The following is an 11,181-nucleotide window of genomic DNA, read 5'->3' on the forward strand; positions in this document are numbered from 1 at the left end:
TGCGTTCACAGATGCCGTGCTGGGCCGACAGGTTCGCTTGTCGATGGACGGCAAAGGGGCTTGGCGTGACAACGGGTTCGTCGAGCGGGTGTGGCACAGCATCAAGTATGAAGAGGTCTACCTGGCTGGCCATCCTGCTGCAGCTGGTGGTCTTGGCGGGATTCATCGACGAAGCCCGGCGACATGAAATTCGCGTCGAAGTCCTGGTCGCCGCGGGACGTGGCATCAACGCCGCGCTCAAGCGCGGCAAGGCCAGTGGAGAGTGGACGCTCGACGCCCAGACCGACCAGCTCATGGCCTCGCTGATCGCCTGGCACGACGGTCAGCTTCGCACCACGCCTCTGTCAGTGATACGGCAGGCGCTCGATCGGCTCGAGCGCCTGCGCGACGGAAAGTCATTCAGCCAGCTGCCGGCGCGGCGGTAACGCCCGGCAGCATCGGACCGCGTTAGATCTCGAATGCGCTGCGATCCTTGCCGGCGATCCATGCGGGTGCCTTGCCATGCCCGCTCCAGGACTTGCCGCTCGCCGGATCCCGATACTTCGCCGGATCCCGATACTTCGCCGGCTGCCGGCCAGCCAGCCTCTTCGGGGCTCGACGTCCGCCCAGCTCCGCCACGTTGATGCCGAAGTCACGCATCAGCTGCTTAACGGTCTCGAGCGCTGCTGCGCGTTCGTCACTGAACATGCACTCAGACCGTGATCGCGGGCAAGGAGGTGTGGAAGGAGAAAGTGAGCCACCTGAATCTGAACTGACAGTCACGCACCGTCGGAACGGGTAACTGTCAGATCGGGTCGCGACTTCTACATATCCGCTGCGCGAAACGCCCGGAGATGGTGGTCACGAAGGCATCCGAGCCGGAAGCGCTTGCAGACGATCATGCCACCCATGCACGGATGTTCGACGCATTTCGTCTCAATGCAAAAAGTCATCTGGCTGGGGCGCCTCGCTGCTCGAGACAACCCGCATCCCCGGTTGGCGCTCAACCTGCAGCGCCAGAATCATGCCGCGCTTTCGAATGCAGCGTATCGTCTCCCGGTGCGCTCGCGACGTTCGGCCCCGACGCCGGCAATGCAGCGATCTCCGTCTTGCCGAATGCAATGACGCCCGCTGCAAGAATCAGGGCTCCCGTGAACAGCGTGAATGTCCACACCGGATCAGGATTGATCGACGCGACGATGCCCACGATAACCGGCCCGAGTATCCCGCCTACCCGGTTCAACCCGACCGCGACGCCCATGCCGGTGCCGCGAATTTCGGTGCGATAGGACATGGCCTGGTAATTGTTCATGATGGCTTGCGCGCCGAAGATGAAGAATCCAACGCACGCAATCAGGGCCATAGAGCCCGCCTTGCCGAGCATGGCAGAGAGCGCGGCCATAAAAATGCCCGCCAAGATATAGCCCACGACCATGGCACGAATGCGGCTACGAATGCGATCGGCAAACCAGCCCATCGAGATGCCGCCAAACACGGAGGCAATCATGACGACCGTGCCGTAGCCGAACGCCGACGATACGCCACCGCCCTTGTTCACGACCATGGTCGGCAGCCAGCCCGTGAGGCCGTGGATGCAAAAGAGGCTCAGTGCTCCCGCGATCCAGTGAACAAGCGTGTTGCGGCGATACTCAACGGAAAGCAGATCGCGCACGGAACCGGGCCGCGAAGTGGCGTGCATCGGTACGACAGTGCCAGCGCGATAGATCGCCTCACGTTCAGGGCGCGCTGCCTTGAGCAGTTTGAGCACCTCGTCGGTCCGGCCACGCAGCGCGAGATACTGAGCTGATTCCGGCAGCCATTTCATGGCAGCCACCGCAACGAGCGCGGACAGCACACCGACGAAATAGAGCGATTCCCAGCCGAAGCGCGGCGTGAGCGTCAGCCCGGCAATGCCCGCAAAGATGCCGCCAGCCGAAAATCCAAACTGAAACACCCATGTTGCGAAGGTGTTCGCGTTGCGACGCGGCGCCCACTCGTTGATGCAGGTGAGCGCCAGCGGCGTGACCATGCCGAGCGCGGTACCCATCAGGAGGCGCGCGAGCGCGAAGCTCGTAGCCGAGTGAACGACAGTGGCGAGCAGGCCGCTGGAAAGCGTGAGTGTCCAGAGCGCACCGATCATTACCTTGCGCCGACCGACGCGGTCGGCTATCACCCCCTGCAGCACCGAACCAATCGACAGCCCGACGATGCCGCTGGAGAGCATGACGCCGATCATCTCGGGCGACGGCTGCCATTGGTGACGCACGAGCGGAACCACATAGGCCGCGTTGAAGAGATCGTAGCCGTCGAAGAACATGATGAAGGCGACGAGTACCGCGAAACGCAGATGGAAGCCGCCGATGCGCGCGTGCGCCAGCTCCTCCCTGACATGAATGGGTGTTGCCAAGGTTTGTCTCCGTATGGTTATGTGCGAACTCGCGCCGCTTTTTCATGGCGGTCTAAAGCGGTTCCTTCAGACAGGCCGCTTTCCGCGACCTATCCGCAAGCATTAGCCGTGCAATGCGACGTCGAGCTTCGCAAGCAATTCGACAAGATCGGCCGCGTCGCCAGCAACGCCGTACACGTAATGATCCGGACGGACGATCGCCGCCCGGCAGAGGTTGCGCTCGAACCACGCGGCCAGCACGCCGTCGATCTCCACGATCCTGCGCGTGTCGGACGGCATCGACTCATGATAGGCGTCACCCTCCCGAGTAAGTTCGACGATCTGCGCGCCGATGCGCGAGGCGGCGTTCAGCGCGTCGCCCGAGAGCAGTTCACCGTCGAGCGTCACGAGGCGCCAGTCGCCGCCCGCCACGAGATCGAGCAGGGCCTCATCGTCGGCGTACCGGACGCGGGGTTGCGGGAACAACGTTCCGTTTGCCGCATGCGATGTTTGCGAAAGCAGCCCCGCATCCAGCTTAGGGACGATGTCCTGTCGCGCGATCGTCTTCACGACGCCGCCCGCCTCGCGAAGCAGACGCGCATCGCGCTCACGTGCGGCATCGACGCTGCGCTCGCAGATCAGCTTGCCGATCTCCTTGATGCGCGTGGTCAGCTGGCGCACATGGAGGCTGCGTTCAGCCTGGTAACTGTCAAGCAGTTCGGACCGCGCGGCGCCCGCCATCACGGCGTCGAGCTTCCACACGAGATTCACCACGTCACGAATGCCCTGACACATGCCCTGGCCGATGAACGGCGGCTGCTGGTGCGCCGCGTCGCCGCCAATGAACACGCGTCCACGGCGCCATTCCTTAGCCACGAGTGCATGGAAGCGATAGCTGGCCGCGCGCCACAGCTCGCCGTCCTCGCGGTCGAGCCAGCGAGAGAGCAGCGTCCAGACCTGCTCCTCTTGCTGCATTTCGCGCGGGTTTTCGCCCGGCATCAGCATGATTTCCCAGCGGCGATGCCCGCCCGGCCCGACAATGTAAGTGCACGGCCGCGACGGCTCGCAATACTGGATCGCGACCTTCGGCAGCTTTTCGATGCCGCGCTCGTTCACCCGCATGTCCACCACAAGCCACGGTTCATCGAATACGAGGTCTTCGTACTCGATGCCCAGTTGAGTGCGCACCGTGCTCGAAGCACCGTCGCAGCCAAGCAGGTAATCGCACGTCACGGTACGTGTGGCGTTCGTGTCGTCCTTGAGATGAACTGTCACTCCCTGCGCCGTTTCCTCGAAGCGCACGAGTTCCACACCGAGCGCAATCTCGACAGTGTCATACGCACTCGCATGCTCGCGAAGTGCGGCTTCCACGGGTGGCTGCGTAAAGACCATCGTCGGCATGTAGCCGAGCGGCCAGGGCTTGGGCACCGTATCGATGCGCTTGATGAGTTGGCCGTCCACGCCGTAGTACTCCGAAGGCGGGAACACGGCCACATGCTCGGCAATGCGCTCGACCACGCCGAGCCCCTGGAACACACGCATGATCTCGTGGTCGACGGCGATCGCACGCGGCTTGTCATACACTTCTCGCGCGCGATCCACGCAGAGAACCTTTCGGCCACGCTGCCCGAGCAGCCCGGCTGCCACCGCGCCGGACGGCCCGAAGCCGACCACGACCACCTCGTAATGGCTGTTGCGTTCCATCGTCATGCGCTCACTTCGTCTTGCACTGTGTTTTGCAGGCGCCCCACGCGTTCAATGTCTACTTCCACGCGATCACCTTGCCTGAGCCACACCGAAGGATCGCGCGCCCAACCCACGCCTGCCGGCGTGCCCATCGCGACGACGTCGCCCGGTTCCAGCGTCATGCATTCGCTCAGGAGTTCGATGGTTTCTGCGACGCCCCAGATCATGTCGGCAGTACTCGCCTGCTGCATGACCTGGCCATTCAGGACGAGGCGCAGCTTGAGACCTTCGGCACCCGGCGGAAGCTCGTCGGCAGTCACGAGCCACGGACCGAATGAGCCCGTACCGTCGAAGTTCTTGCCGATCGTCCATTGCGATGTGCGCTTCTGATAGTCGCGCACGGAAACGTCGTTAAAGCATGCATAACCATAAACGTACTCGAGCGCATCATCGCGCTTTACATGGCGCGCTCGTTTGCCGATCACGATCATGAGTTCCGCTTCGTAGTCGAGCTTTTCCGACACGCGCGGCCGGATCACCGGGTCTTCATGTGCGATCAGCGACGAAGCGCCACGGAAGAAGATGAGCGGATACACCGGCTTGAGATTGCCGCCTTCCTTGGCGTGATCGTAGAAGTTGTGGCCGAGGCAGACGATCTTTCCGGGATCCGGCACGACGGGTGCGAGCTTGATCGACGCAAACGGCACCCGATGTTCGCCGCTCGCGATGGCGCGTCGTGCTGCGGCGTTCAGATCAATGCCGGACATCAGCGCCGCACGCAGATTCGCGGGAACCGAAGCATCGGCCTGGTTGAGGTCGACAACATCGTTGCCGTCGATGACCCCAAGACGCGTCGTGTCGCCCGATCGGAAGGTAACAAGTTTCATGATGTCTTATGTTCGAAGAAAAATGGATTCGTTATGCGGCGTTTGTCCGATGATCACTACTGCTCGGCACTCAAGAATTTTCAGGCATGTTGAAGAAGATGTTCTTCTGGGCGGCTTTCATCCTCTCGGAGGGATTGCGCCCGACGCCCCACTGATCGATGCGCCCCGGCGGCCATTTCCAGTCGTCCGGCCCGCCCGTGCGGTAGGTCTCATCCACCTGCTGCACTTCGGCCGTGTACTCGATCACGAAATCGAAGGGCCCGAGGAAGTACGCAAACACGTTGTTGCCCGGGCCGTGGCGCCCCACGCCCCACTCGATCGGATAACCCGCGTCGTTCATGCGTCCGCCGCCGCGCATCACCGAATCGAGGTCGGGCATCAGGAAGGCGATGTGGTTCAGGCTGTTTTCCTGCGCGTCCGCGAGCGCGATACAGTGGTGATCGCTGCCGCAACGCATGAAGGCCATGATGCGCGTGCGGTCCGAGAGCCGGAACCCGAGCGCGTTTTCGAAGAATGCCTGTGCCACCGCGACATTCTCGCTGTTGAGCACGACGTGCGTGATCCTGATCGGCTTGTCCGCGACCGGCTCGGTGTCCGTATGACTACGTCCGGCTGCGATGAAACGCAGCGTCCGGCCCTGCGGGTCCAGCACTTCGAGCACGGTGCCTGCTCCCGGCATCGTGGCGGGAACAGGGCCGCTCAGCACGGTGCCGCCATGCTCCTCGACCGCACGCGCGATCGTGTCGAGATGAGCGATGTCCGCCACATCGAATTCGATGGCGCGAACGTCCGCTTGCTCGCTTCGCGTGAGCGTGAGGATATGATGTGCCACGCCCGTGCCACGGAAATACACCTTCTCCGGGCGGCGGGTAAGTTCCTTCAGGTGCCATATCTCGGTATAGAAACGCGCGGCGAATTCAAGATCCGGTACACCGATCTCGATGCCTCTGAGGCCTGTTACGAGGCACTGCTTCATGTCATGCTCCATTCCTGATGCCCAGAAATTCCTGGGCGTTGCGATAGATCAACCGTTCTGTCGCCGCCACGTCGAGGCCCAGCGCTTCGACGCCGCCGACCGGATCACGCTCGCGGAACGCAAACGGATAATCGGTGCCCAGCATGATGCGCATGTCGCCGAAGCACTCGATCAGATGGCGCAGGGTGGCCGAATCGAACACCAGCGAGTCGTACCAGAAGCGGCGCGCCTGCTCGCGCGCGCCTTGCTGCAGGCTCTCGCGCAGCGGTTCGAACACGCGGCAGGCTGTTTCGAGGCGCGGCAACAGCGACCCGAGCGTGCCGCCGCCGTGGCTGAAGGCGATGCGAAGATTCGGGTATTTGACGAGCAGGTTCGAGGTGATCGCCGAGGCGGCGGCGAGCCCGACGTCGGTGGGAAACGCCAGCGCCTGCACGAGTTGCGCGGGCCCCACGAGCCGCTCCTTCCCCACCGGGCGCAGGGCGTGCACGAATACGGCTGCGTCAAGCGCGGCTGCGGCTTCGAAAAAGGCATCAAACTGCGCCGCGCCGATGGGCGCACCATTGATGTTGCTGCCGATCTCGACACCCGCGAAGCCCGGTGTGGCCATCAGGCGGTCGAGCTCGCGAATCGCCATGTCCACGTTCTGCAGCGGCACCGCGCCGAGCCCGACCATGCGCCCCGCGCTCGCGTCGGTCATTTGCGCAATCGCGTCGTTGAGGTATTGCAACAGTGGCAGTGCGTCGGACGCCTCCATCCAGTACGACAGCAACTCGGGCATGGGCGAAATCGCCTGGATCGCCACGTTCTGCGCGTCCATGTCGGCGAGGCGCTTTCGCGTGTCCCAGCATAGGTCGGAGACAGTGCGATAGATTTTCTCGTCGATCACCACGTGCCGGTGGCACGTATGCGCATCGCGCATGGAAGGCCACTCGCGCGGCACACGTGCGCCCAGATAACGCGGAAATTCGGCGGGTACGACATGCGCGTGGACATCGATGCCGTGACAGGCGCAGCGGTAGGTCGGATGCATGGCGAGCCGGTGCCTTATCGGTAAGCGAGGCCTGCGTCGCGCAGACCTTCGATGCAGATGGCCTCGTCCTCGTCCCCAGCACCGCCACTCGCGCCCATCGCGCCGAGCACCTGGCCGCTCGTGGAAACGATCACGACCGCCCCCGTCTGCGGGATGAACTTGCCACCCGCGGCCGGGGCGATGGCGTTGAAGAACACCGGATTGGCAATTGCGCGCTCGTGCAGCGTGCGCGAGGCTGCGCCCATGCCGAACGCCGCTGCCGCCTTGCCGTGCGCGATATCGACGCGCAATGGCGTCGCGCCGTCTTCGCGCGCTGCACACTTCAGTTGCCCAGCTTCGTCGAGCACGACGACCGCTATCGGCTTGAAGCCTTCGCGGCGCGCCGCAGCGAGTGCCGTGTCGATGGCACGCCTTGCCTGCTCAAGCGTGAGTGATTCCATATTGCGCCCCGGTCAAGATTCGATCTGAGGGCAATAATATATACAAAAACTAGATTTACAATAGTTTGTGCATTCTTCGAGGGAAAACCCTGACTTCGGCCGATCTAAAGTGGTGCGTCTCGAATCGGATATACTTCAACCGAGTCGAATTCCCATGAGGTGTCATTTGTCCCGCATCGTAGCTAACCCGGCTGCGCCCGCAGGCACGGCCGCGAGCGTCGCGACGCTCGCGACCAACCTGTACGACCGCATTCGCGCGGACTTGCTCGACGGCAAGCTCGAACCGGCGCGCAAGCTCCAGATCGAGTTCCTGTGCGACCACTACCAGGCAGGCCAGACGCCGGTACGTGAGGCGCTGAACCGGCTCACCTCCGACGGCCTCGTCGAGCGTCGCGACCAGCGCGGTTTCGCCGTGGCGGGCATCAGCGCCACCGACCTGCGCGAGATCACCAAAACGCGCTGCTGGCTCGAGGAGATTGCGCTGCGTGAAGCTTTCGCGACGCATTCGACCGAATGGGAAGAAGAGGTCGTGCTCGCGTATCACCGGCTTTCCAAGGTGCCGCGATCGCTCTCCGAGAGCGAATACAAGGAGAACCCAGAGTGGGAGCGTCGCCACCGCGAGTTTCACCGCGCGCTGATCGGCGGCTGCCGGTCGCGATGGCTCATCAACTTCTGCGAGCAACTGGCCGACCAGCTTTACCGCTATCGCCAGCTCTCCGTGCGGCGCGTGTTTCCCAAGCGCCACGAAGGCGCCGAGCACAAGGAAATTCTCGATGCGATCGTGGCCGGCGAGGCAGCCTCCGCCATCCGGCTGCTCACCACGCATTACCAGCAGACGGCGGACATCATCCTCGCCGACACCGATCTGTTCCCGCCTTCCTCTCTCTGAACCTCCCCGCCATGCAGCCTGCCGCCCCTCCAGGGCGCGGTTGTGCTCGTCCGCGATCAAAAATATATACAAATTAGTATTTTCGATAATGTTGTATACGCTAAATTGACTTGGTCGCGCCGTGTACACAAACTCCTGATCCAGAGCGTGCCGCATCTCGACGGCACCCTTCCAGGAGACCTCATGAAGCCACTGCTCGTCCCGCGCCGTTCGCCTTACCCGCTTGTGTCGATCGCTGCGCTTGCTGCCGCGCTTGCTGCACCGGCGGCCTCCGCGCAATCGTCCGTCACGCTCTACGGCATCATTGACACCGCCGTCCAGATCGCCCGCACGGGCGGCAACACGGTGGTGCGCGAGACGTCGAGTTCCGTGGCGCCGAGCCGCTGGGGACTCTTTGGCAAGGAAGATCTGGGCGGCGGCTATAGCGCGGTCTTCAAGCTCGAAGATGGCTTCAACCTCAACTCGGGGGCGATGGCGAGCAGCAACACCCTGTTCAACCGCGAGGCGTGGGTCGGTATTCGGGGGCCGTTTGGCCAGGTTCAGGCAGGCAACAACTACACGCCGCTGTTCCTGTCCTACGTAACCTACTCGCTGGGGGAGCTCAACGTGCTCGGCTGGGGGAACGCCACCAACAACTACGTGTTCGTGCCGGTGGCGCGCACCGCGAATTCGATTCGCTATGCCTCGAATGAACTCGCAGGCTTCACGTTGCGCGCGCTCTATGCGCGCGGCACCAACGGAACGAACGGCGTACCCGCATCGCTCGGCGACACGCTCTCCGCAGGCGTGAATTTCAAAGCCGGCCACTTCTCCGCCGATGTCGACTATCTGCAGCAGCGCTTCGCCAGCACGGCGACACTCACCACCTCGACGCCGGTCGGCACGGGACGTTACTACCTGATCGGCGCCTCCTACGACTTCGGCCTCGTAAAGACGGCCGCGCTCTACCAGATGCATCGCAACGCCACGGGCGTGACCCGGTCGGTCTCCAGCGCCTACGCCACGCCGGACCACGACTTCTATGAAGTGAACGCCCTTGTTCGCCATCTGGGGGGCGGCTCGCTGCTCGCGAGCTTCGGCCAGTACTTCCTGAAGTCCGGCGGCAATGGCCGCGCCACGTCATGGGCGTTGCGCTATGACTATCCGCTTTCGAAGCGCACGGGCCTCTATGCCGGCGTCGCGGCTGTGTACAACCATGGCGCGACGTCCTTCACCGTGACGGACGCAGCGGGCCCGGGCATCGCTGTTTCGTCGGGCAAGGACATCACGACCGGGATTCTCGGCATTGTCCATGCCTTCTAACCTGGAGCGCCAACGATGGTGATGACGAAGATCCGTATTCCTGTCGCGTTGAGCGTTGTCGTCGGGGCGGGACTCGCGATGTCGCTGGTGATTGCTGCACTGGGCGCAGCTTGCGCCTACATGTCCTCAGCACTTGCCCAAACTCCGCTCGACGCGGCGCGGGCGCTGGGCGATTGGACGCACGTTGAACAGCTTGCGCGCTTGCAGCGTGTCGAACACACCATGCTGATCGCCATCGGGAGCCTCTCGACCTGCAGCGTGTTGCTGGCATTCGCAGGCAGGCGCTGGCTCACCGCCAAGGTCGTCCGGCCACTCGATGACGCCATGCGCGCGGTCGACGCCATCGCACTGGGCGAGTTGAGCGAGAAGATCGTCATCGATGAAGCGACGCAGGCCCGCAAGCTCTTCACAGCGCTCGAGCGGATGCAGCAAGGACTTGTCAAGACGTTATCGCTTGTCACGCACGAAGCGGTAGCGCTAACTGACTGCGCGACGCACATCTCCAGTCAGAACCTTCGACTTTCGAGCGGCACGGAGTCACAGGCGGCAGCCATCGAGCAAACCGCAGCTACGACCCAGCAGATCAGCGAAGGTGTGCAGCGCAGCGCGCAGACGGCGGCCCAAACCAATCGCCTGGCCGAAAACGCCTCGCGTCTTGCCGACGCAAACCGCACACGCGTGCGCGCTGTGATCGACGCCATGGATTCCATCGCTAACGATTCGCGACAGATCAGCGCCGCGGTTTCGGTGATCAACGACCTTGCCTTTCAGACCAACATCCTCGCGCTCAATGCGGCCGTGGAAGCGGCACGAGCCGGCCATCAGGGCAAAGGCTTCGCCGTCGTCGCCGCCGAGGTGCGCGGTCTCGCCCAACGCAGCGCCGGCGCAGCTCGCGAGATCGATGCGTTGATCACCAGCGCACGCAGCACAATCGAGCAAGGCACGCGACTTTGCGCTGACGTGGGTATCTCCATGGATGACGTCGTCACGGCGACCCACGAAGTGGTGGAACTGAGCGACGACATGAGCCGCTCGGCGAGCGAACAGAGTCATGGCGTGCAGCAATTGAACCTCGCGATCCGGGAAATCGACTCCGTCACGCAGCAGAATGCAGGGATGGTGCAGCATCTCGTAGAGGCGACCGACGATCTCAACGGACGCGCTCGCACACTCGCCCATGCAGTCGGCGCGTGGAAACTCAGTCGCAGCAGCGTCTAGCGCGCGTTGCCGGCGCGGACGGGTCGGTGCCTTCGCATCGACGAAGAGGTGGCCGCGCAAATTCGGACAGGCGGATAAGTGGAACGGCTGGGGTTTGAGCCAGCGATAACGCAGGCAAAGGAACCCGAGAAATGACGAAGAGAACCCGACGGACGCACTCAGCGGCGTTCAAGGCGAAAGTGGCGCTGGCTGCAGTCAAGGGCGAGCGAACGCTGGCCGAATTGGCACAGCAGTTCGATGTGCACCCGAACCAGATCACGGAATGGAAACGGCAATTGCAGGAGCGCGCGGCGGACGTGTTTGGCGCTGGCGGAGCGTCCACGAACGAGCCACCGGTTGATCTGAAATCGCTGCACGCGAAGATCGGGCAACTGGCGCTGGGAAATGT

General features: G+C 63.1%; 12 protein-coding genes. 5 read left to right on the plus strand and 7 right to left on the minus strand.

What is annotated here, in order from left to right:
* Positions 1-107: 107 nt before the first annotated feature.
* Positions 108-425, plus strand: a complete 318-nt coding sequence (locus tag FB600_RS36790; protein ID WP_261383551.1) for a hypothetical protein — start codon at positions 108-110, stop codon at positions 423-425.
* A 22-nt stretch (positions 426-447) separates the two neighbouring features.
* Here FB600_RS36790 and FB600_RS36795 read toward each other — a convergent pair whose 3' ends face one another.
* The 7 genes from FB600_RS36795 to FB600_RS36825 form a co-directional block, all read right to left on the minus strand.
* The gene (locus FB600_RS36795) at positions 448-687 is read right to left on the minus strand and encodes an H-NS family nucleoid-associated regulatory protein (RefSeq protein ID WP_098151820.1); all 240 of its coding nucleotides are present in this window, start codon (positions 685-687) and stop codon (positions 448-450) included.
* A gap of 295 nt (positions 688-982) precedes the next feature.
* A complete protein-coding gene (locus FB600_RS36800) occupies positions 983-2,386 on the minus strand; it encodes an MFS transporter (protein WP_105852012.1) in 1,404 nt (467 codons plus the stop codon).
* A 102-nt stretch (positions 2,387-2,488) separates the two neighbouring features.
* Positions 2,489-4,075: a bifunctional 3-(3-hydroxy-phenyl)propionate/3-hydroxycinnamic acid hydroxylase gene (locus FB600_RS36805; RefSeq protein ID WP_096752725.1), complete on the minus strand. Its 1,587-nt coding sequence runs from the start codon at positions 4,073-4,075 to the stop codon at positions 2,489-2,491.
* Positions 4,072-4,938 (minus strand): fumarylacetoacetate hydrolase family protein, encoded by an 867-nt coding sequence (locus tag FB600_RS36810; protein WP_096752726.1) that lies wholly within the window; start codon positions 4,936-4,938, stop codon positions 4,072-4,074. Before FB600_RS36810 ends, FB600_RS36805 begins: the two co-directional genes overlap by 4 nt.
* A 70-nt stretch (positions 4,939-5,008) precedes the next feature.
* Positions 5,009-5,914, minus strand: coding sequence for a VOC family protein (locus tag FB600_RS36815; protein ID WP_175427830.1), 906 nt, complete (start codon positions 5,912-5,914; stop codon positions 5,009-5,011).
* A gap of 1 nt (position 5,915) precedes the next feature.
* Positions 5,916-6,944: an amidohydrolase family protein gene (locus FB600_RS36820; RefSeq protein ID WP_096752728.1), complete on the minus strand. Its 1,029-nt coding sequence runs from the start codon at positions 6,942-6,944 to the stop codon at positions 5,916-5,918.
* Between the two features lie 14 nt (positions 6,945-6,958).
* Positions 6,959-7,384 (minus strand): GlcG/HbpS family heme-binding protein, encoded by a 426-nt coding sequence (locus tag FB600_RS36825; protein ID WP_145758303.1) that lies wholly within the window; start codon positions 7,382-7,384, stop codon positions 6,959-6,961.
* 154 nt (positions 7,385-7,538) lie between these two features.
* Here FB600_RS36825 and FB600_RS36830 point away from each other — a divergent pair, with 154 nt between their 5' ends.
* From FB600_RS36830 to FB600_RS36845, 4 genes are all read left to right on the plus strand, one after another.
* The gene (locus FB600_RS36830; RefSeq protein WP_013689710.1) at positions 7,539-8,273 is read left to right on the plus strand and encodes a GntR family transcriptional regulator; all 735 of its coding nucleotides are present in this window, start codon (positions 7,539-7,541) and stop codon (positions 8,271-8,273) included.
* 183 nt (positions 8,274-8,456) lie between these two features.
* Complete coding sequence (locus tag FB600_RS36835) at positions 8,457-9,575, plus strand: porin (RefSeq protein WP_145758302.1); 1,119 nt, start codon at positions 8,457-8,459, stop codon at positions 9,573-9,575.
* A 15-nt stretch (positions 9,576-9,590) separates the two neighbouring features.
* Positions 9,591-10,793 carry a methyl-accepting chemotaxis protein gene (locus FB600_RS36840; protein WP_105821378.1) on the plus strand — a complete coding sequence of 401 codons (1,203 nt, stop codon included), beginning with the start codon at positions 9,591-9,593 and terminating at the stop codon, positions 10,791-10,793.
* A 131-nt stretch (positions 10,794-10,924) separates the two neighbouring features.
* The coding region (locus tag FB600_RS36845) for a transposase (protein WP_145758301.1) at positions 10,925-11,181 on the plus strand (257 nt) is incomplete at its 3' end.

Source organism: Burkholderia sp. SJZ089 (genome assembly GCF_007828315.1).
In the GTDB taxonomy this organism is placed as follows: domain Bacteria; phylum Pseudomonadota; class Gammaproteobacteria; order Burkholderiales; family Burkholderiaceae; genus Burkholderia; species Burkholderia gladioli.

Excerpts from the sequence above, each read along its gene's own strand:
- FB600_RS36835 (WP_145758302.1), top strand. The coding sequence starts at position 8,457 with ATGAAGCCACTGCTCGTCCCGCGCCGTTCGCCTTACCCGCTTGTGTCG.
- FB600_RS36840 (WP_105821378.1), top strand. The coding sequence starts at position 9,591 with ATGGTGATGACGAAGATCCGTATTCCTGTCGCGTTGAGCGTTGTCGTC.
- FB600_RS36795 (WP_098151820.1), bottom strand. The coding sequence starts at position 687 with ATGTTCAGTGACGAACGCGCAGCAGCGCTCGAGACCGTTAAGCAGCTG.
- FB600_RS36825 (WP_145758303.1), bottom strand. The coding sequence starts at position 7,384 with ATGGAATCACTCACGCTTGAGCAGGCAAGGCGTGCCATCGACACGGCA.
- FB600_RS36810 (WP_096752726.1), bottom strand. The coding sequence starts at position 4,938 with ATGAAACTTGTTACCTTCCGATCGGGCGACACGACGCGTCTTGGGGTC.
- FB600_RS36805 (WP_096752725.1), bottom strand. The coding sequence starts at position 4,075 with ATGACGATGGAACGCAACAGCCATTACGAGGTGGTCGTGGTCGGCTTC.
- FB600_RS36830 (WP_013689710.1), top strand. The coding sequence starts at position 7,539 with ATGAGGTGTCATTTGTCCCGCATCGTAGCTAACCCGGCTGCGCCCGCA.
- FB600_RS36820 (WP_096752728.1), bottom strand. The coding sequence starts at position 6,944 with ATGCATCCGACCTACCGCTGCGCCTGTCACGGCATCGATGTCCACGCG.
- FB600_RS36790 (WP_261383551.1), top strand. The coding sequence starts at position 108 with ATGAAGAGGTCTACCTGGCTGGCCATCCTGCTGCAGCTGGTGGTCTTG.
- FB600_RS36815 (WP_175427830.1), bottom strand. The coding sequence starts at position 5,914 with ATGAAGCAGTGCCTCGTAACAGGCCTCAGAGGCATCGAGATCGGTGTA.